General features: G+C 72.3%; 16 protein-coding genes. 8 read left to right on the top strand and 8 right to left on the bottom strand.

Features of this window, described 5'->3' with window-relative positions; genetic code table 11:
• Positions 1-123: 123 nt before the first annotated feature.
• Positions 124-993, bottom strand: coding sequence for a 16S rRNA (cytidine(1402)-2'-O)-methyltransferase (gene rsmI, locus ACZ44S_RS25085; RefSeq protein ID WP_466932679.1), 870 nt, complete (start codon positions 991-993; stop codon positions 124-126).
• Between the two features lie 91 nt (positions 994-1,084).
• Here rsmI and ACZ44S_RS25080 point away from each other — a divergent pair, with 91 nt between their 5' ends.
• Positions 1,085-2,830, top strand: coding sequence for a dolichyl-phosphate-mannose--protein mannosyltransferase (locus ACZ44S_RS25080; protein WP_466932677.1), 1,746 nt, complete (start codon positions 1,085-1,087; stop codon positions 2,828-2,830).
• On the opposite strand, the gene ACZ44S_RS25075 is transcribed toward ACZ44S_RS25080, so the two are convergent.
• Entirely contained in the window at positions 2,827-3,396 is a 570-nt protein-coding gene (locus ACZ44S_RS25075) for an NUDIX hydrolase (protein ID WP_466932675.1), read from the bottom strand. The genes ACZ44S_RS25080 and ACZ44S_RS25075 overlap by 4 nt on opposite strands.
• Positions 3,386-4,762: a hypothetical protein gene (locus ACZ44S_RS25070; protein ID WP_466932673.1), complete on the bottom strand. Its 1,377-nt coding sequence runs from the start codon at positions 4,760-4,762 to the stop codon at positions 3,386-3,388. The genes ACZ44S_RS25075 and ACZ44S_RS25070 overlap by 11 nt, the downstream gene beginning before the upstream one ends.
• A 213-nt stretch (positions 4,763-4,975) precedes the next feature.
• On the opposite strand from ACZ44S_RS25070, the gene ACZ44S_RS25065 reads away from it, so the two are divergent.
• Positions 4,976-6,619, top strand: coding sequence for a penicillin-binding transpeptidase domain-containing protein (locus ACZ44S_RS25065; RefSeq protein ID WP_466932671.1), 1,644 nt, complete (start codon positions 4,976-4,978; stop codon positions 6,617-6,619).
• 133 nt (positions 6,620-6,752) lie between these two features.
• The gene (locus ACZ44S_RS25060) at positions 6,753-8,423 is read left to right on the top strand and encodes a penicillin-binding transpeptidase domain-containing protein (RefSeq protein ID WP_466932670.1); all 1,671 of its coding nucleotides are present in this window, start codon (positions 6,753-6,755) and stop codon (positions 8,421-8,423) included.
• A 3-nt stretch (positions 8,424-8,426) separates the two neighbouring features.
• On the opposite strand, the gene ACZ44S_RS25055 is transcribed toward ACZ44S_RS25060, so the two are convergent.
• Positions 8,427-8,783 (bottom strand): SsgA family sporulation/cell division regulator, encoded by a 357-nt coding sequence (locus tag ACZ44S_RS25055; RefSeq protein ID WP_466932668.1) that lies wholly within the window; start codon positions 8,781-8,783, stop codon positions 8,427-8,429.
• A gap of 200 nt (positions 8,784-8,983) precedes the next feature.
• On the opposite strand from ACZ44S_RS25055, the gene ACZ44S_RS25050 reads away from it, so the two are divergent.
• The 4 genes from ACZ44S_RS25050 (at position 8,984) to ACZ44S_RS25035 (ending at position 12,942) form a co-directional block, all read left to right on the top strand.
• A complete protein-coding gene (locus ACZ44S_RS25050; protein WP_466932666.1) occupies positions 8,984-10,123 on the top strand; it encodes an energy-coupling factor ABC transporter permease in 1,140 nt (379 codons plus the stop codon).
• Position 10,124: 1 nt separating this feature from the next.
• On the top strand, positions 10,125-10,886 hold the full coding sequence (gene cbiQ, locus ACZ44S_RS25045; RefSeq protein WP_466932664.1) for a cobalt ECF transporter T component CbiQ: 762 nt from the start codon (positions 10,125-10,127) through the stop codon (positions 10,884-10,886).
• Positions 10,874-11,668: an energy-coupling factor ABC transporter ATP-binding protein gene (locus ACZ44S_RS25040; protein WP_466932662.1), complete on the top strand. Its 795-nt coding sequence runs from the start codon at positions 10,874-10,876 to the stop codon at positions 11,666-11,668. Before cbiQ ends, ACZ44S_RS25040 begins: the two co-directional genes overlap by 13 nt.
• A gap of 107 nt (positions 11,669-11,775) precedes the next feature.
• Complete coding sequence (locus ACZ44S_RS25035) at positions 11,776-12,942, top strand: serine hydrolase domain-containing protein (protein WP_466932661.1); 1,167 nt, start codon at positions 11,776-11,778, stop codon at positions 12,940-12,942.
• On the opposite strand, the gene ACZ44S_RS25030 is transcribed toward ACZ44S_RS25035, so the two are convergent.
• The 3 genes from ACZ44S_RS25030 to ACZ44S_RS25020 form a co-directional block, all read right to left on the bottom strand.
• Entirely contained in the window at positions 12,943-13,218 is a 276-nt protein-coding gene (locus ACZ44S_RS25030) for a DUF1876 domain-containing protein (RefSeq protein ID WP_190165259.1), read from the bottom strand. It lies immediately after the preceding gene.
• 207 nt (positions 13,219-13,425) lie between these two features.
• On the bottom strand, positions 13,426-15,639 hold the full coding sequence (locus ACZ44S_RS25025) for an MMPL family transporter (protein WP_466932659.1): 2,214 nt from the start codon (positions 15,637-15,639) through the stop codon (positions 13,426-13,428).
• Between the two features lie 114 nt (positions 15,640-15,753).
• On the bottom strand, positions 15,754-16,356 hold the full coding sequence (locus tag ACZ44S_RS25020) for a TetR/AcrR family transcriptional regulator (RefSeq protein WP_466932657.1): 603 nt from the start codon (positions 16,354-16,356) through the stop codon (positions 15,754-15,756).
• Between the two features lie 175 nt (positions 16,357-16,531).
• Here ACZ44S_RS25020 and ACZ44S_RS25015 point away from each other — a divergent pair, with 175 nt between their 5' ends.
• Complete coding sequence (locus ACZ44S_RS25015) at positions 16,532-19,786, top strand: S41 family peptidase (RefSeq protein WP_466932655.1); 3,255 nt, start codon at positions 16,532-16,534, stop codon at positions 19,784-19,786.
• A 52-nt stretch (positions 19,787-19,838) separates the two neighbouring features.
• Here the strand turns inward: ACZ44S_RS25015 and ACZ44S_RS25010 are convergent, their stop codons facing one another.
• The gene (locus ACZ44S_RS25010; RefSeq protein WP_149548789.1) at positions 19,839-20,018 is read right to left on the bottom strand and encodes a hypothetical protein; all 180 of its coding nucleotides are present in this window, start codon (positions 20,016-20,018) and stop codon (positions 19,839-19,841) included.
• Positions 20,019-20,072: the final 54 nt, after the last annotated feature.

Here is a 20,072-nt window from a genome sequence, read left to right as displayed (position 1 = left end):
TCCTACGGAAGCGGCGCGGGCCCCCTCATGTGGCCGTGGATCGCCGAAGCGCGGGACCGTGTCCACGGTCGTGTGGGCGCGACCGGCCCTCCGCCCAGCGTGTTCCCGGGACACACCGCACGCCTAACGGCGCTCCGCGGAACCCGAAGCACCAGCCGTCTTGGCGGCGACCACCGCGTCGAAGACCTGCCGCTTGGGCAGCCCCGCCTCCACCGCCACCGCGGCGATCGCGTCCTTGCGCCGCTCCCCGGCCTCCTCGCGCACCCGCACCCTGCGCACCAGCTCCGCGGCGTCGACCTCCTCCGGGCCCTGCTCCGGCGCGCCCTCGACCACGACGGTGATCTCCCCGCGCACGCCCTCCGCCGCCCACGCGGCCAGCTCGGCCAGCGGGCCGCGCCGGACCTCCTCGTAGGTCTTGGTGAGCTCCCGGCAGACGGCGGCCCGGCGCTCCGACCCGAAGACCTCGGCCATCGCGGCGAGGGTGTCGTCGAGCCGGTGCGGGGCCTCGAAGTAGACGAGGGTGCGCCGCTCCCCGGCGACCTCGCGCAGCCGTGCCCGCCGTTCCCCGGCCTTGCGGGGCAGGAACCCCTCGAAGCAGAAACGGTCCACGGGCAGCCCGGACAGGGCGAGCGCGGTGAGCACGGCGGAGGGTCCGGGCACCGCGGTGACCTTGACGTCCCGCTCGACGGCCGCGGCGACCAGCCGGTACCCGGGATCGGACACGGACGGCATCCCGGCGTCGGTGACCAGCAGCACGCGGGCGCCGCCCGCCAGCTCCTCGACCAGCTCGGGCGTACGGGCGGACTCGTTGCCCTCGAAGTACGACACCACCCGCCCCTTGGGCGTGACGCCGAGCGCCTGGGTCAGCCGACGCAGCCGGCGTGTGTCCTCTGCGGCGACGACGTCGGCGCCGGCCAGTTCCTCGGCGAGCCGGGGCGGGGCGTCGGAGATGTCGCCGATGGGGGTGCCTGCGAGTACGAGGGTTCCGGTCACGCCCCCATCCTCCCAGCAACGGGAAAGGACGGAGGCGGGGCATACCGCCCATGCGCGGGACTCACACAGCGCGGTTCCCTACGATGGCGCGGTGACCAGTACCGCGTCCTCCACGGACACCCGGCAGGAGCAGTCGCCGCTCGAGCAGCGGCAGACGTGGCAGCAGCGGCTGCGACGTTTCGGCTACCGGGCGTCGGGCCCCAGAGGCGATGTACGCGACCGCCTGGTCCCGCCGTACACCGAGCCGTCGGGCCGGCTGTGGGCGACGCTGGGCATGCCGCCGCGTCTCGCGCAGCGCGTCACGCGCTGGTCGGCGTGGGGCGGTCCGCTGCTGGTCACGCTGCTGGCGGGAGTCCTGCGGTTCTGGAACCTGGGCAGCCCCAAGGCGGTGATATTCGACGAGACGTACTACGCCAAGGACGCGTGGGCGCTGGTCCACCGCGGGTTCGAGGTCAACTGGGACAAGGAGGCCAACCGGCTGATCCTGGACTCGGGCGGCAGCGTCCCGATCCCCACGGACGCCGCGTACGTCGTGCATCCCCCGGTCGGCAAGTACGTCATCGGGCTGGGCGAGCTGATCTTCGGCTTCGACCCGTTCGGCTGGCGGTTCATGACGGCGCTGCTGGGCACGCTGTCGGTCCTGATGCTGTGCCGGATCGGGCGGCGGCTGTTCCGGTCCACGTTCCTGGGCTGTCTCGCGGGTGCGCTGATGGCCGTGGACGGGCTGCACTTCGTGATGAGCCGGACCGCGCTGCTCGACGGCGTGCTGATGTTCTTCGTGCTCGCGGCCTTCGGGTGTCTGCTGGTCGACCGGGACCGGGCGCGGGAGAGACTGGCCGCCGCGCTGCCCGTGGACGCCGACGGCCGCGCCCGTCCCGACGCGCACGTCGCCGAGACCACCCGGATCGGCTTCCGGCCGTGGCGGCTGGCGGCGGGCCTGATGCTGGGCCTGGCGATCGGCACCAAGTGGAACGCGCTGTACATCATGGCCGCGTTCTGTGTGATGGCGGTGCTGTGGGACGTCGGCGCACGCAGGGTCGCGGGCGCCGTGCGGCCCCGGACGGCGGTGCTGAGGCGGGACCTGGGCTGGGCGTTCCTGTCCACGGTGCCGGTGGCGGTGGTCACCTACTTCGCCTCCTGGATCGGCTGGATCCTCTCCCCCTCCGACGGCACCGGCGGCTACTACCGCGACTGGGCGGTCAAGGACGGCCGCACCAGCGACTGGTCGTGGCTGTTCCCGGACTGGTGGCGCAGCCTGTGGCACTACGAGCACCAGGTCTACGACTTCCACGTCGGCCTGTCCTCGCCGCACACCTACGAGTCCAACCCGTGGAGCTGGATCGTCACGGGCCGCCCGGTGTCGTACTTCTACGAGTCCCCGGCCCCCGGCGCGGACGGCTGCCCGGCCGACGCGGGCGAGAAGTGCGCCCAGGAGGTCCTGGCCATCGGCACACCCCTGCTGTGGTGGGTGGGCTGCTTCGCCCTGCTCTACGTCCTGTGGCGCTGGTTCTTCCGCCGCGACTGGCGCGCGGGCGCCATCGCCTGCGGCATCGCGGCCGGCTACGCGCCGTGGTTCCTCTACCAGGAACGCACGATCTTCTTCTTCTACGCCATCGTCTTCCTCCCCTTCCTCTGCCTGGCCGTGGCCATGCTCCTGGGCGCCCTCGTCGGCCCACCCCGCTCCACCGACACCCGCCGCGTGGCCGGAGCCACCGCAGCGGGCGTCCTCACCCTCCTGATCGCCTGGAACTTCATCTACTTCTGGCCCCTGTTCACGGGCACCCCCATCCCCATCGACGACTGGCGCTCACGGATGTGGCTGGACACCTGGGTCTAGTCGGACGGACGTCCCTTGTGCGTCGCGTCGGATGCTCCCAGGGCTGCGAGGGTGAAGGCGTCGCGGAGGTCGCCCGTGCGGATGGCCGTGGTGATGTCGTCGGGGCTCCACCAGCGGGCCTGGGCGATCTCGCCGTCGCCGGCCGAGTCGGGGCGCAGTGGGTGGTCTCCCGGCACCTGGACCTCGACGACGGCGACCTCGTTCTCCAGCATGCCGGAGTCGACGTCCAGGTACGCCAGCACGGTCGCCGTGGTGCCGGACAGGCCCGTCTCCTCGGCCAGTTCGCGCAGCGCGTCCGAGGCGGGGTCGGTCTCGCCGAAGCCCCGTGGGAGTTCCCAGGCCCACCGGCCGATCGTGGGCCGCCACTGGCGGACCAGGAGGATGTCGTCACCGCGTCGGGCCAGGATGACGACGCCGGTGCGGCCGCCGCCGACGCGGATGCGGTGCCGGACGGTCTCGGCGCCGGAGGGCAGGCGGTAGGTGTCGAGGTGGACCTCGCACCACCGTCCGCCGTCGGTGTCGGTGTACGCCGTGCGGGTGTGCGTGCGCGGTGCCTCAGCGTCCATGTCCACCGGGTCCTTCCCCCAGTACTCCGGGGATCTCGATCACGTCGTACCGCCCCCGGAAGTCGGTCAGGCGGTTCGCTCCGGCGGTGACGGCCGCGACGACCACCGGGGCGAGCACTCCACCGGCGCCGGCGGCGAACACGCCGAGGGTCTCCGGGCCGAGCAGACTGGTCGCCCAGCTCATCGAGCCTCCGGCGGCCATCTGCGCGGGGATCCCGCGGGTGCTCTGCACGAAGCGCTGGAGCCGGGTCACCGGCACCTCGTCCGTGCCGCCGGACGGCGGCTCCTTGGTGCGCTGTCCGAGCAGGTCGCCCACCTCCTGCAGCGCTTCGAGATCGCGCCGGTGCCACCAGCGGGTGAGGGCCTCGGCCGCGTCGTCCGTGTACCGCTGCCACTCCGCGCTGGTCATGAGGCCCAGCCTCAGTTCGAAGCGGGTCGGGTACATCACGACCGGTGTCCGCTCGGCGAGCGGCGCGGCGGCGCGGCGCCGCACACCGCGTCGCGGCGAGGACAGCCCGAGCAGGCAGCCTTCGCTCGCCGCGATCGCCCGGTAGTACGTCTCGTCGAAGGAGTCGCGCAGCGTCCGCGCGTCCGCTTCCGCCACCGGATCGCCGGAGCGCAGGAGAGGGGCGAGGTGTTCGTACAGGCGGCTGCGGCTGGGCATGCCGGCCACGTCGAACTCCCCGCTCGTCCAGGCGGCGAGCACCGCCCGGCCCTCGGCGCCGGTCACGTCCTCCGGGGACGGCGGGGGTCGCAGCGCGTACGCCGTCGTGTAGTCGGCCGGGGTCAGGGGGCTGACCTCCAGCAGGCCGTTCCCGGCGGCTTCCAGCCACTCCCTCCACCGGGCGACGGTGCGCCGCCGCAGCGGTGTGTCGAGGACGCCGGTCGCCGCCAGCAACCGGTCCGCCGCACCGACCGGCCCCTCCGCGGCAAGAGCCCAGGCCGCGGCCTCGGCGTCCGCGCGGCCGGCCAACTCCCGTTGGAGCCGCAGGCACTGTTCGTCGGGTAGGGGGAGGGAGGAGAAGAGGAACCCGGTCGAGAGCATCGCGATCAGCTGGCCGGCCAGATCCGCGTTCCGGGAGTTCACCCGGACGGGCAGGACCGCTCCGCCGCCGATCGCCCGGATCGCCAGCTCGTCGAGGAGGGCGGCGGGCCGGAGTGCGGCGAAGACGGCGCCGTCGAGGAGTTGGGGGTAGGTCAGGAACAGGGAGCCGCCCTGGATGACTTCCCAGCGCAGCCGTCCGAGCACCTCCGCGCGCGTGAGCTCGGGCAGCCGTTCCACCGGGGCGGCGGCCCCGCCCGACTGGGCGCTCAGCCGGGTCCGTTGCCGGACGCTGTCCCACTCGGTGCTGAGGACCGCGGTCATGTGCCCGCCTTTTCTGTGGTGTTCGGACGTGAGCAGTCGTCAGCGAGTTCAGCACATGCCGGGGGACGGAGCGAGCGTCGGGGGCGGTCTCTGTTCGGACAACAAACGGAAACAGACGTCCCGGTCGGCACTCGCACCGCATAGGGTGCTTCGCGTCGAGCTTTCTGAACACGTTCAGAAGACGTGGGGTTCGGCGGGGGAGGGGATCGCCCGATGGGCAAGGGGGTCAAGGCCGCCGTCATCGGTGGTGTGTTCGCGGTGATGGTGGGTGGGGCCGGATACGGGGCCTACAACATCGTGTCGGCCGTCGGCGGAGGCGGCGGGGGCGGCGGCGCGTCGGAGACGAAGAAGTCCGGGCCGCCGGACCAGGAAGAGGTCAGGAAGACCACCGAGGCGTTCTTCGCGGCCTGGGAGAAGGGCGCGGCGGACCGGGCGGCGTCGTACACGAACAACGCGCAGGAGGCCGGCGCGCTGCTCTCCGGGTACGGCGAGGAAGCGCGCATCGGCGATGTCGGGATCACGCCCGGCACGGCCACCGGCACCACCGTTCCGTTCACCGTGAAGGCGACCGTCAGTTACGACGGGAAGTCGAAACCGCTCAGCTACAAGAGCGAGCTGACCGTCGTCCGCGGGAAGACCACCGGGCGGGCGCTGGTCGACTGGAAGCCGTCCGTCGTGCACCCGGATCTGAAGGACGGCGACACCCTCGTCACCGAGGAGTCCGCGCAGCCGCCCATCGAGGCCGTGGGCCGCGGCGGCACGGTGCTGACGAAGGAGAAGTACCCCTCCCTGGGCCCGATCCTGGACACCCTGCGCCAGAAGTACGGCGCGAAGGCGGGCGGCACCCCCGGTGTCGAGCTGGTGGTCCGGCACGCGGAGGACGCCTCGGGCGAGGCCGCCGCCGACACCCCGCTGCTGACCCTCGCCGAGGGTGAGCCGGGCAAGCTGCGGACCACGCTCAGCGCCGGGGTGCAGGCGGCGGCCGAGAAGGCGGTGAAGGGGTTCGCCGAGTCGTCGGTGGTGGCCGTGAAGCCGAGCACCGGTGAGGTGCTGGCGGTGGCCAACCACCGCGCGGACGGGTTCAACGCGGCCTTCCAGGGCAAGGTCGCCCCCGGCTCCACCATGAAGATCATCACGGCCGCGATGCTGATAGACAACGGCGTGACCTCGATGAACGGTCCGGCGCCCTGTCCGTCCAGCGCCATGTGGCGGAGCCAGACCTTCAAGAACCTCACCGGTATGACGCCGAACGAGGGCGCGACCCTCGCCAACAGCTTCCTGCGGTCCTGCAACACGGCCTTCATCAAGCTCATCGACGAGCAGCCGCTCACCACGCAGTCCCTCACCCAGGAGGCGCAGGACCGGTTCGGGCTCGGCCGGGACGACTGGCAGACCGGCATCGTCTCCTTCGACGGCAGCGTTCCCGCCGTCGACGGCCCGGACCAGGCGGCGAACGCCATCGGCCAGGGGCAGGTGCAGATGAACCCGCTGAACATGGCGTCGGTGACGGCCACCGCCATCACCGGCACCTTCCGCCAGCCGTATCTGGTCTCCCCGGACCTCGACGGCCGGCAGCTGGCGCAGGCCAAGGGGCTGCCGTCGGGCACGGCGGCGCAGCTGAAGCAGATGATGCGGCTGACCGCCACCCAGGGAACGGCACAGCAGGCCATGGCGGGCCTCGGCGGTGACATCGGCGCGAAGACCGGGTCGGCGGAGGTCGACGGCAACGCCACGTCGGACAGCTGGTTCACCGGCTTCCGCAACGACATCGCGGCGGCGGCGATGGCCCAGCAGGGCGGGCACGGCGGCGACGCGGCCGGCCCGATTGTCGCAGCCGTGCTACGAGCCGGCGGCTGATCGCATCACGTGCCGGGCGGGACTCTAGGGTGGTGGCCGTCGCGGCGCACATCCGGCGCCATGAGGGCCATGAGCGCCATGAGAGTCACGCGGGTCACGGGGAGCCCGGCGGGCAGCGGAGGAACGGACAGCAGTGGGGAACAGAGTGCGCGCCGGTGAGCGGCGGAAGACCAGGCCCGCCGTGCTCGGCGGAGTGATCGCCGTGGTGGTGGGCGGTGCCGGGTTCGGCGCCTACGCGCTGTACGGGGGCGGCGCCGCCGCGGAGGACGGCACCGGATCCGCCTCGACCCGGGCGGAGGCCGCGAAGACCGGGCCGCTGTCCGCCGAGGAGATCACCACCGCGGCCGAGCGTTTCCTCACCGCCTGGGAGGCCGGCAAGGTCGACGAGGCCGCCGCCGCCACCGACGACCCGAAGGCCGCGGCCGCCCTGCTCAAGGCCTACGCCGAGGACGCCGGGATCAGGAACGTCACCCTCACTCCGGCCGCCCCCGCCGGCGGCGAGGTCCCCTTCTCCGTCAGGGGCACGGTGTCGTACGAGGAGGCGGGCAAGCCGCTGACGTACGACAGCGTGCTGACCGTCGTGCGCCGGGGCGGGGACGGCGCGCCGCGGGTCGACTGGCAGCCGTCCGTCGTGCATCCGGACCTCAAGGAGGGCGACAGGCTGGTCACCGGCGAGGCGGGCACCCCGCCGGTCGAGGCGCTCGACCGGGACGGCGGTGAGCTGACCGCCGAGAAGTACCCGTCCCTCGGGTCGGTGCTGGACGGGCTGCGGGAGAAGTACGGCGAGAAGGCGGGCGGCGAGGCCGGCGTCGAGCTGCGGATCGTGCGGGGCAAGGAGTCGGAGAAGGCGAAGCTGTCCGACAAGACCCTCCTGGAGCTGAGCGAGGGCACGCCCGGCACGGTGCGGACCACGCTGAGCCCGTCGCTCCAGGCCGCCGCCGAGGAGCAGGTGGCGGCGAAGAAGCGGGCGTCGGTGGTGGTGCTGCGCCCGTCGACGGGCGAGATCCTCGCGGTGGCCAACTCCTCGCGCGGCTTCAACGCCGCGTTCCAGGGTTCGCTGGCCCCGGGCTCCACGATGAAGGTGATCACCGCCTCGATGCTGATCGAGAAGGGGCTCGCCTCGATGGACGAGAAGCACCCGTGCCCGAAGTACTTCAGCTACGGCGGCTGGAAGTTCCAGAACGACGACAAGTTCGAGATCAAGGACGGCACCTTCAAGGCGAGCTTCGCCCGGTCCTGCAACACGGCCTTCATCAGCCAGGCGCCCGAGCTGAAGAACGACGATCTGACCAAGCAGGCCCAGCAGGTGTTCGGGCTCGGGATGAACAACTGGCAGGTCGGCGTGCCGACCTTCGACGGCGCGGTGCCGGTGCAGTCGGCGGCGCCGATGGGGGCCTCCCTGATCGGGCAGGGCGGGGTGCGGATGAACCCGCTGAACATGGCGTCGGTGTCGGCGACGGTCAAGGCGGGCGTCTTCCATCAGCCGTACCTGGTCTCACCGGAGGTCGACGGGCGCTCACTGGCGACGGCCTCGCGCACGATGTCCGCGGACACGCTGGCCCAGCTGCGGGAGCTGATGTCGTACACCGCCTCCTACGGCACGGCGGCGGAGGCGATGGCCGGGGTGGGCGGCGACCGGGGCGCGAAGACCGGGTCGGCCGAGGTCGACGGGCAGAAGAAGCCCAACGGCTGGTTCACCGCGTACCGCGGCGACCTGGCGGCCGCGGGTGTGGTGCAGGCGGCCGGGCACGGCGGCTCGACGGCCGGGCCGATCGTGGCGGCGCTGCTGAAGGCGGGCGGCTGAGGGTCAGTGCGGGACGGGTTCCGCGGTGGCCGCGTAGGTGCGCCGCAGGAACCGGGCCAGGGTCTTCGTCTCGAACTGGACCACCGACACGCCCTGCGCGGTGTGGAACTCGACGACGGCCTGGACGCGGCCGCACGGCCACACCCGTATCTCGCCCTCGTCGGCGGGGGCGAGCAGACCCTGTTCCAGCAGTTCCCGGGCGACGGCCCATTCACGGGGCGCGGCACCCGGCAGCGCCATGTGGACGCAGCGGGGATCCGCATCGGGGTCGTAGCGCAGCACCACGGGCACCGCGCCGCGATCGTCCTCCAGGACGTCGGTGACTATGTGGGCTCGCGCGTACTGCTCGACTACGGACATCGGTGCGCCCCTTACGCTGCGATCCGTCGGCATCAACGGCCTGTAAGCCGTGTAAGCCGTATACCCACCCCGCGTTCCATGGTGCACCCATTCCGGAATCCGCGCTTCTGAGCGGCGAATATCACATATGAGGTGTGCGCAGGGTAAGACGAGCCACTCGCTCTTGCGAATGTTTTGCAACAGGCCGCATCATCGAGTCCGTGCACGCACCTGACGGATTCATCAACGCCCCTGTCTCCGCCGCGGCCGGAGTCGTCGCCGCCGGCGCGATCGCCGTGAGCCTGCGCGGCGCGCGACGCGAACTGGGGGGCACCTCCCGGTCATGGGGGTCCCCCCGCGCGAGCGAAGCCGAGCGTGGGGGAGCAGCCGAGAGCGGGGGAGAGCGCACCGCGCCGCTGGCCGGACTGGTGGCGGCGTTCATCTTCGCCGTGCAGATGCTGAACTTCCCCGTCGCGGCGGGGACCAGCGGCCATCTGCTCGGCGGTGCCCTCGCCGCGATACTCGTAGGCCCCTACACCGGGGTGCTGTGCGTCTCCGTCGTCCTGCTGATGCAGGCCGTGCTCTTCGCCGACGGCGGGCTCACCGCGCTCGGCGTGAACATCACCACCATGGCGATCACCACGACGATCGTCGCGTACGCGCTCTTCCGCGGCCTGGTGACACTGCTGCCCCGCACCCGCCGCTCGGTGACCGCCGCGTCCTTCGTCGCCGCACTGGTCTCCGTCCCGGCCTCCGCGATCGTCTTCACGCTGCTCTACGCCGTCGGCGGCACCACCGACGTCTCGCTCGGCAAGGTCGCCACCGCCATGGTGGGCGTGCACGTCCTCATCGGCATCGGCGAGGCCGTGATCACCGCGCTGACCGTCGGCGCGGTCGTCGCCGTGCGCCCGGACCTGGTGCACGGGGCGCGCGGGCTGCGGCAGAAGCTCAAACTGCGCGTGAACGGCGAACTGGTCGACGCCCCCGACACCCCGGCGGCGGAACCCGTCCCCGCCGCCGCCCGCTCCCGGCGCACCGTCTGGATCACCGGACTGGTCACCTCGCTGGTCCTCGCCGGGTTCGTCAGCTTCTACGCCTCCGCGAACCCCGACGGCCTGGAGAAGGTCGCCACCGACCACGGCATCGACAAGAAGGCGGAGGAGCACGCACTCGCCGACTCCCCGCTCGCCGACTACGGCGTCGAGGACGTCGACGACGCCCGCCTCTCCGGCGGCCTCGCGGGCGTGATCGGCGTCGGCGTGACGGCCGTCGCGGGCAGCGGCGTGTTCTGGGCGGTCCGCAGGCGGCGCAACACCCGCGAAAAGACCGAGGCCACCGATCCCACCGGCACGAGCGTCTGACGTGGGGGCGGGTCACGCGCACAAGCTCTACCGGCACGGTCACTCCCCCGTGCACGCCCTGCCGCCGCACACCAAACTCGCCGCGGTCCTCGCCTTCGTGGTCGTCGTGGTGTCCACCCCGCGCGAGGCGATGTGGGCGTTCGCGGTGTACGCCGGGCTGCTCGCCGCCGTCGCGTACACCGCCCGGGTCCCGGCCGCCTTCCTGCTCAAACGGCTGCTGATCGAGGTCCCGTTCGTCGCCTTCGCCGTGCTGCTGCCGTTCGTGGCGGAGGGCGAGCGCGTCGACGTCCTCGGGCTGTCGCTGAGCGTCGGCGGTCTGTGGGGCGCGTGGAACGTCCTGGCCAAGGGCACCCTGGGCGTGGCCGCCTCGGTCCTCCTCGCCTCCACCACCGAGCTGCGCGAACTGCTCCTGGGCCTGCAGCGCCTGAAGCTCCCGCCGCTGCTGGTGCAGATCGCCTCCTTCATGGTCCGCTACGGCGACGTCATCACCGACGAGATGCGCCGGATGCGGATCGCCCGCGCGTCCCGCGGCTTCGAGGCACGCGGGGTACGGCACTGGGGCGTGCTCGCCAAGTCGGCGGGCGCGCTGTTCATCCGCTCCTACGAGCGCGGCGAGCGGGTGCACCTGGCCATGGTGAGCCGCGGTTACGCCGGTTCCATGCCGGTGATCGACGAGGTGACCGCGTCCCGGGCGCAGTGGTCGTACGCCCTCGCCCTCCCCTCGGCCGCCCTCGTCGTGTGTGTGCTGGGATGGACCCTGTGAGTGACCCTGTGAGTGACCTTGTGACGACCGCGTCCCTGGAGGTCTCCGGCCTCGCCTTCGCCTACCCCGACGGCCACCAGGCCCTGTTCGGCGTGGACTTCTCGATCGCGCGCGGCGAGCGGGTCGCACTGCTCGGCCCGAACGGCGCCGGCAAGACCACCCTCGTCCTCCACCTCAACGGCATCCTGACCGGCGGCACCGGCACGGTGACGGTGGCCGGCCTCGAGGTCGGCAGACGGCACATGGCGGAGATCCGGCGCCGGGTCGGCATCGTCTTCCAGGACCCGGACGACCAGCTCTTCATGCCGACGGTGCGCGAGGACGTGGCGTTCGGGCCGGCGGCGGCCGGGCTCAAGGGGCCCGAGCTGGAGGAGCGGGTGGACCGGGCGCTGGGCCTGGTCGGCATGGCGGAGTTCAAGGACCGGCCGCCGCACCATCTCTCCTTCGGCCAGCGGCGCCGGGTGGCCGTGGCGACCGTGCTCGCGATGGAGCCGGAGATCCTGGTCCTGGACGAGCCGTCCTCCAACCTGGACCCCGCCTCCCGCCGCGAACTCGCCGACATCCTGCGCTCGCTGGACGTCACCGTGCTGATGGTCACCCACGATCTGCCGTACGCCCTGGAGCTGTGCCCGCGCTCGCTGATCCTCAGCGACGGCGTGATCGCGGCGGACGGACCCACGCGGGACCTCCTCGCCGACGACGCGACCATGCGCGCCCACCGTCTGGAACTGCCGTACGGCTTCGATCCCCGCTCGGTGCCGGCCGCACCCGGACGTTCATAACGATCGTGCGTGGTCGGCCGCGCCGAGGAATCGCAGGCGCACCGGCACTGTTGCACCCCCTGTCACAGGCGAGTGGCGCAAGGCGAGCGGGAAGGACCGACAGGAACGTGGACGTCGACGTGCACGGCACAGTGGCCGAGGGCTTCGAGCCGGTCCGGGAGGCGTTCGCCCGGAACTTCGACGCGCTCGGGGACCGGGGCGCGGCCCTCGCCGTGTACCGGGACGGGCGCAGGGTCGTCGACCTGTGGGCCGGGGTGAAGGACGTCGACGGCACCGAACCGTGGACGCGGGACACCGCCCAGGTCGTGCGCTCGGCGACCAAGGGCGTCGCCGCCGCCGTACTCCTGCTGCTGCACCAGCGCGGCGAACTGGACCTGGACGCGCCGGTCGGCCGGTACTGGCCGGAGTTCAAGGCGCACGGCAAGGAGCGGCTGCTGGTCCGGCACGTGCTGAACCACCGCGCCGGACTCCCGGTCCTCGACCGGCCGCTCACCCCCTCCGAGGCGGCCGATCCGCTGCGGGCCGCCGAGGCGGTCGCCGCCCAGGCCCCCGAGTGGGAGCCGGGCACGGACCACGGCTACCACGCCCTGACCTACGGCTGGCTGCTCGACGAACTGGTGCGGCGCCTCACCGGCCGGGGCTCCGGCGAGTGGATCGCGGCGGAGATCGCCGGCCCGCTGGGCCTGGACCTGTGGGTGGGGCTGCCGGACGCGCAGGCCCATCGCGTCGGCACCGTCGGCCGGATCGAGGGGCCCGAGCCGTCCGGGACGCTGCGCGCCCGCCCCAAGCGCTCGGTCACCGACGCCTACGCCGACCCGTCCTCCCTCACCCGCCGCGCCTTCGCCGCGATCGCCCCCTTCCCGGACCAGAACGACCCGGCGTTCCGCGCGGCGGCCCTGCCCGCCGCCAACGGGGTCGCGACGGCGGACGGACTGGCCCGCTTCTACGCGTCACTGATCGGCCCCGTCGACGGCGTACGCCTCCTCGACGGGGCCACCGTCGAACGCGCCCGCGCCGAGGAGTCCGCGGGCCCCGACCGGGTGCTGGTCGTCGGCACCCGCTTCGGACTCGGCTACATGCTGCACGGCAGCGCCTCCCCCTTCCTGGCCCCGGGCTCCTTCGGCCACCCGGGCCGCGGCGGCTCCCTCGGCTTCGCCGACCCGGAGTCGGGCATCGCCTTCGGTTACGTCACCAACGGCTTCCGCAGGACGGTGACGGCGGACCCCAGGGCCCAGGCGCTGATACGGGCGCTGCGGCGGTCGTCGGCCGCCTGATCAGACGTGGATCGGGTGCGAGGTCCGCCCCGACGCGTCGTCGATCTCGCTGTGCGCCTTGGTCAGCATCTGCATGGCGAGTTCGTTCAGTGCCCGCGCCCCGGCGATCTCCTCACCGACCCGCGGCTGATTGGAGTCGGTGTAGTGCCGCGTGGCGTGCCCGTTCGCCCGTACCTCGGACCCGTCGGGCAGCCGGACCATCGCGACCGCGCGGGTGTGCTGGTCGTCCTCCATGAACTCCAGCTCCACATGCCATCCCACTGCGGTGTGCATCATGACGATCACCTCCGGAATACCTAGTTCCAGGGTGCCCCTCACACCGCCGCCCTGCACCCGCCCGTGCGGCGGTGACGGGGATGGGCATGGGGGGCGTCCCGGTGTCCGCGGCCCCGGCCGGAAAGCGGCCGGGGTCACGGGGAAGCCGGTGAGGGCGCCCCGTCCCCACGGAGCCCTCACCGGCTGGTACTGCGGTCGGTCGGGCCGTCAGGCCTTCACGAGTTCCCGGTCCTCGTCCTTCTTGTCGTCGTCGTGCGCGGCCAGGCCCTCGCCCTCGACGTCCACGTTGGGCAGGGCGCGGTCCAGCCACTTCGGCAGCCACCAGGCCTTCGTGCCGAGCAGGGCCAGCACCGCCGGGACGATCGCCATGCGGACGACGAACGCGTCGAAGAGGACGGCGACCGCGAGGCCGAAGCCGATCATCTTGACCATCGAGTCGCTGGAGCCGATGAAGCCGGAGAAGACCGCGATCATGATCACGGCCGCGGCGGTCACCACCCGGGCGCTGTACTTGAAGCCGGTCACGACGGCCTGCCCCGGCTTCTCGCCGTGGACGTAGGCCTCCCGGATCCGGGTCACGAGGAACACCTCGTAGTCCATGGCCAGTCCGAAGACCACGCCGACCATGAAGATCGGCATCATCGACATGATCGGGCCGGTCTCCTCCACGCCCATCAGGCCGGACAGCCAGCCCCACTGGTAGACCGCGACGACCGCGCCGAGGGCCGCCAGTACGGAGAGCAGGAAGCCGAGGGCCGCCTTCAGCGGGACCAGGATCGAGCGGAACACGACGATCAGCAGCAGGAAGGCCAGGCCGACCACCAGGACCAGGTACGGGACCAGGGCGTCGTTGAGCTTCTGCGAGACGTCGATGTTCATCGCCGTGGCGCCGGTGACCAGGACGTCGGCCTCGCCGTCGGCGACGAAGTCGGTGCCCGCGGCGTCGCGGATGTCGTGGACCAGGTCCTCGGTGGTCACCGAGGAGGGCTTGGACTCGGGGATCACGGTGATCGTCGCCGTGTCGCCGGCCTTGTTGGGCTGCGCGGGGCTGACGTTCACGACGTTGTCGAGGCCCTTGATGTCCTCGCCGACGCCCTTGAAGACCGTCTGCGGGTCACCGGCGCCCTTGGCGTCGACCACGACCACCAGCGGGCCGTTGAAGCCGGGTCCGAAGCCCTCGGAGAGCATGTCGTAGGCGCGGCGCTGGGTCGTGGACGTCGGCTGGGAGCCGTCGTCGGGCAGGCCCAGTTCCAGCGAGGCGGCCGGGACGGCCGCGGCACCCAGGCCGACCACGCCGAGCAGCAGCACGGCCAGGGGACGGCGGACGACGAAGCTCGCCCAGCGGGTGCCCATGTTCGGGCGCTGCGGCTTCTTCGCGGCGCGGGCTCCGCCGAGCAGCTTGCTCTTCTCGCCCGCGGGGCGGACCCGGCGGCCGGCGTAGCCGAGCAGGGCGGGGATCAGGGTCAGGGCGATCAGCACCGCGATGGCGACGGTGCCGGCGGCGGCGATGCCCATCTTGGTCAGCATCGGGATGTTGACGACGGACAGGCCGACCAGGGCGATCACGACGGTCAGACCGGCGAAGACCACGGCGGAGCCCGCCGTGCCGACGGCCCGGCCTGCTGCCTCCTCGCGTTCGCGGCCCTCGGCCAGTTCGGCCCGGTAGCGGGAGACGACGAACAGCGCGTAGTCGATGCCGACGGCGAGGCCGATCATCGACGCCAGGATGGAGGTGGTGGAGCCCAGGTCGAGGGTGCTGGCCAGCGCGGTGATGCTGGACACGCCGATGCCGACGCCGACGATCGCGGTGAGCAGCGGCAGCCCGGCGGCGAGCAGCGAGCCGAGGGTGATGACCAGGACGACCGCGGCGACGCCGATGCCGATGATCTCCGCGGAACCGGTCTCCGGGACGGCCTGAAGGGCGTCGCCGCCGATCTCGACGGTCAGGCCGGCCTCACGGGCGTCCTCCGCGGCGGCCTTCAGGGCCTCGCGGGAGGACTCCTCCAGTTCCATGCCGGAGACGTCGTAGGTCACCGAGGCGTAGGCGATGGTGCCGTTCTGGCTGACGCCGCCGCCCTGGTACGGGTCGGTGACGCCGGCGACCTCGGAGCCGCCGGAGAGTTCGTCGACGGTCTTCTCGACGGTCGCCTTGTTGTCGGCGTCGGTCATCTTCTCGCCGGACGGTGCCTTGAAGACGACGCGTGCGGTCGCCCCGTCGGCGCTGGAGCCGGGGAAGCGCTCCTCGAGCAGGTCGAAGGCCTTCTGGGCCTCGGTGCCGGGGATGGAGAAGGAGGAGTTGCCGGCCGCGGGGGCGCCGGCCGCGCCGACGCCCGCGAGCGCGAGCAGCGCCACCCAGATGAGGGCTACGAGGTGCCGTCGCCGGAAGGCGAGACGGCCGAGTCGATAGAGGAATGTGGCCACGAGGGCGTACTCCCGGTCAGGTCGTGGTTGCTTCGGGGCAGGTGTGATCAGCCCGACGACGTGAGCGGTGACGTCAGGGGGTGGCTGACTTGTGGTGTCTGACCTGGGGGACGGTCAGTGAGGAGGCACGCCGAGGGCGGGGAGCACCACGGCGTCGAGGTACGAAAGGAGGAACTCCTGCGTGGGCGGCCGGTCGTCGATCAGCGTCCGTGTGGCGAACGCGCCGACGAGCATGTGCACCACGTAGTCCAGCGCCGGGTTGTCGGGGCTGATCTCGCCCCGGTCGACCGCACGCCGGACGATCCGGTGGAACTCCTCGATCTCCGGTTCGACCAGGAGCTCCTTGAACGCCTGGCGGAGGTCGTCGTTCTGGTGCACCGCCATGGCCAGGGCCCGCATCAGGGCGACGTTCTGCGCCATGACGCAGTCGTCCTCGCGCCCGATGATGGCGTGCAGGTCGCCCCGCAGGGTCCCGGTGTCGATGTCGGCGATGCCGCCCGGCTTCTGGCTGCGCATCGCTCTCACCACCAGCTCGGCCTTGCCGCCCCACTGGCGGTAGAGGGTGGCCTTGCTGGACCGGGTGCGGGCGGCCACGGCGTCCATGGTGACGGCGTCGTAGCCGACCTCGCGGAGCAGATCGAGCACGGCCCGGTACAGCTCGGCCTCGCGCTCGGGGGTGATCCGGCTGCGACGTGCCGACGTTGCGACTTCGCTCATCCTGCTCACCCTTCCACTCCGGCGTTCACCGCGCCAGAAGAACGACACGGTTTCGTACAGGACGAAGGTACCCCATCCCGCTAACGAAACGAAACGGTTTCGTTCGTGTTCTGCGTCACGGTTGTCGGTTCCGCATAAGTTGCTGCGGTCCATCCCCCGGAAAAGCATGGGAAAGGTGACCTATCTGCGTCTGCCGCACCTCAAGGACGACCTGCTGTGCTTCGTGGCCGAGGACGACCTCTGGCTCGCCCCGCTCGACGGCCCCGGCCGCGCCTGGCGGCTCACCGTCGACCGCACCAAACTCGGCCACCCCCGCTTCTCCCCCGACGGCCGGCACATCGCGTACACGAGCTGGCACAGCCTCGACCCCGAGGTCCATCTCGTGCCGGTGGACGGCGGGCCCGGGCGGCGCCTCACCTACTGGGGCAGCTCCGACACCCGGGTCTGCGGCTGGGCACCCCCCGACGAGGACGGCCACGCCGAGATCCTCGCCGTCGCCTCCCACGGCGAGCCCTTCTCCTACTTCACCTGGGCCTACAAGCTCGCCTGCGACGGCAGTCCCGGCCGCAAGCTGCCCTGGGGCCCGGTGTCCGACATCCAGGTCGCCGACATCGCCGGTGAACGCAAGTCGCTGCTGCTCACCGGCACCCCGCCGCACGAACCGGCCTCCTGGAAGCGCTACCGGGGCGGCGCCACGGGCAGGCTCTGGCTGCACGGGCACCGGCTGCTCGACGGCCTCGACGGCCATCTGCACTCCCCCATGTTCGTCGGCGGGCGGATCGCCTTCCTCTCCGACCACGAGGGTGTCGGCAACCTGTACTCGTGCGCGTACGACGGCTCCGACCTGCGCCGCCACACCGACCACGACGCCTTCTACGCCCGGCACGCCGCCAGCGACGGCACCCGGGTCGTCTACCAGTGCGCCGGCGACCTGTGGCTCGTGGAGGACCTGTCCCCCGGCTCCGTCCCGCGCCGGCTCGACGTGACGCCGAGCGGGCCGCGGGCCGGGCGCCGCCCCTACCAGGTGCCGGCCGCACGGCACCTGGACGGCCTCTCCGTCGACGAGACCGGCCGGGCCAGCGCCGTCGTCGTACGCGGCAGCCTGTACTGGCTCACCCACCGCGACGGCCCCGCCCGCACCCTCACCGACACCCCGGGCGTACGGGTCCGGCTGCCGGAGATGCTCGGCGCCGGCGACCAGGTGGCGTACGTGACGGACGCCGAGGGCGACGACGCCGTCGAGATCGCCTCGCTGCCCCGCGCGACCGGTCAGCGCGAGCCCCGGAGACTCGCCCGGGGAAAGCTGGGCCGGGTGCTGGAAATGGTGGCCGACCCGGACGGGGAGCGGCTGGCCGTCGCCGCGCACGACGGACGGCTGCTACTGGTCGGCACCGGCGAGGAGGACGGGGGCGAGGTCACCGAACTGATCCACTCCGGCAACGGGCCCGTGCGCGACCTCGCCTTCTCCCCCGACGGGGCCTGGCTGGCCTGGTCCCACCCGGTCATCGGGCGCTCGCTGCGGCAGATCAAACTCGCCCGGATCAAGGACCGGCTCGTCCTCGACGTCACAGGCGGCCGCTTCGAGGACGAGAACCCCGTCTTCACCCGGGACGGCCGCTATCTCGCCTTCCTGTCCTGGCGCGGCTTCGACCCGGTGTACGACGTGCACACCGGCGATCTGTCCTTCCCGCTGGGCTGCCGCCCCTATCTGGTGCCCCTGTCGTCGGCGACCCCCTCCCCGTTCGCCCTCAACCCCGAGGGACGTCCGGCCGCCGGCGGCCTGGACCCGGTCGAGCGCGAGGACGCCGAGGAGGGCGCCGACTCCGGCACGGTGACCGTCGAGGCGGAGGGCCTGGAGAGCAGGGTCACCCCGTTCCCCGTGGCCGCCTCCAAGTACTCGGGGCTGTACCCGGTCGCGGGCTGCGGTCTGGTGTGGCTGCGCTGGCCGATCTCCGGCGCGCTCGGCGAGACCTTCGTCAACCCCGACGACACCAGCGGCCGGCCCGCCCTGGAGCACTTCGACATCGGCAAGGCGAAGCGGGCCGAACTCGTCGCGGACCTGGACTTCTTCGCGGTCAGCGGCGACGGCACCCGGATGGTCGTGGTCGACGAGGGCGAACTGCGCGCGGTCCCCGCCACCGAGCCCGGCGACAGCGACTCCACGGTGTGGATCGACGCCCGCCGCATCCTGCACGAGGCCGACCCGGCGGCCGAGTGGCGCCAGGCGTACGCGGAGGCGGGCCGGCTGATCCGCGCCTACTTCTGGGAGCCCGGCATGTGCGGCATCGACTGGGAGGCGGTGCTCGACCAGTACCGCCCACTGGTCGAACGCGTCGCCTCCCCCGACGAGTTCGCGGACCTGCTGCGCGAGGTGCTCGGCGAACTCGGCACCTCCCACGCCTACGTCACCGCCGCCCGCCGCAACGAGGGCCCTCCGCACTACCAGCGCCGCCAGGGCCTCCTCGGTGCCAACCTCGTGCCCCGCGAGGAGGGCTGGACGGTCAAGCGGATCCTGCCCGGCGACTCCTCCGACTCCCGGGCCCGCTCCCCGCTGGCCGGCACCGGCATCCGGGAGGGGGCCGTCCTCACCCACGTCGACGGCCGCCCCGTGGACCCGGTCACCGGCCCCTACCCGCTGCTCGCCGGCGCGGGCGGTACGACGGTGGAGCTGACGTTCCAACCGGCCGAGGGCGAGGGCCCGCCCCGGCGGGTCGCCGTCGTCCCGCTGATCGACGAGACGCCGCTGCGCTACCAGGACTGGGTGGCCAAACGCCGCGGTGTGGTGAGGGAGTTGAGCAGCGGCCGCTGCGGCTATCTGCACATCCCCGACATGGGCGGCTCCGGCTGGGCCCAGTTCAACCGCGACGTGCGCATGGAGATGTCCCGGCCCGCGCTGATCGTGGACGTGCGTGGCAACGCCGGCGGGCACATCAGCGAACTCGTCGTCGAGAAGCTGACCCGCACCATCATCGGCTGGGACCTCACCCGCGACGCCCAGCCGGTGTCGTACGCCTCCAACGCCCCGCGCGGGCCGGTCGTGGCGCTGACGGACGAGGCGACCAGCTCCGACGGCGACATGATCACCGCTGCGTTCAAGCTGCTGGAGCTGGGCCCGGTGGTGGGCCAGCGCACCTGGGGCGGAGTCGTCGGCATGACCGGCCGGCACCGGCTCGGGGACGGCACGGTGATCACGGTGCCGATGAACGCGGCCTGGTTCGACGCCTACGGCTGGTCCGTGGAGAACAAGGGCGTCGAGCCCGACCTGGAGGCGCTGCGCACCCCGCTGGACTGGGCCGAGGGCCGGTACGCGGTGCTCGACGACGCGGTGCGGATCGCCCTGGAGCTGCTGGAGGCCAACCCCCCGGCCACGCCGCCCTCGTACCGCGACGTCCCCGACCGTTCCCGGCCCGAGCTGCCGCCGAGGGCATGAAGAAGGGGTGCCCCTTCGCCACAGGGCACCCCTCCTTCTTCAGTGCGCGACGTCAGACTTCGTAGTCCTGGTCGAAGCGCTCCTCGGACTCGCGCTGACGGCGCTGCTCGTCCATGTCCTCGTCACGCCGGCGGCCGCGGTTCTGCAGCTGCTCCTTGCCCTGCTGGGCACGCTGCTTGGCCTGCTGCTGGAACTGCTCGGACTTCTCCTGGAACTGGTCCTTCATACCCATGTGGGTTCACTCCCGTGTGGGGTGGGGGAACTTGCCCGACCAGATTCACACGGG

The organism is Streptomyces malachitofuscus (assembly GCF_055571035.1).
This window is presented reverse-complemented; position numbering and strand designations above follow the sequence as displayed.

Coding starts and splice junctions, on each gene's coding strand:
- ACZ44S_RS25075 (WP_466932675.1), bottom strand. CDS start 3,396: ATGGACGCTGAGGCACCGCGCACGCACACCCGCACGGCGTACACCGAC.
- ACZ44S_RS25070 (WP_466932673.1), bottom strand. CDS start 4,762: ATGACCGCGGTCCTCAGCACCGAGTGGGACAGCGTCCGGCAACGGACC.
- ACZ44S_RS25065 (WP_466932671.1), top strand. CDS start 4,976: ATGGGCAAGGGGGTCAAGGCCGCCGTCATCGGTGGTGTGTTCGCGGTG.
- ACZ44S_RS25055 (WP_466932668.1), bottom strand. CDS start 8,783: ATGTCCGTAGTCGAGCAGTACGCGCGAGCCCACATAGTCACCGACGTC.
- ACZ44S_RS25040 (WP_466932662.1), top strand. CDS start 10,874: ATGGACCCTGTGAGTGACCCTGTGAGTGACCTTGTGACGACCGCGTCC.
- ACZ44S_RS25030 (WP_190165259.1), bottom strand. CDS start 13,218: ATGATGCACACCGCAGTGGGATGGCATGTGGAGCTGGAGTTCATGGAG.
- ACZ44S_RS25020 (WP_466932657.1), bottom strand. CDS start 16,356: ATGAGCGAAGTCGCAACGTCGGCACGTCGCAGCCGGATCACCCCCGAG.
- ACZ44S_RS25010 (WP_149548789.1), bottom strand. CDS start 20,018: ATGGGTATGAAGGACCAGTTCCAGGAGAAGTCCGAGCAGTTCCAGCAG.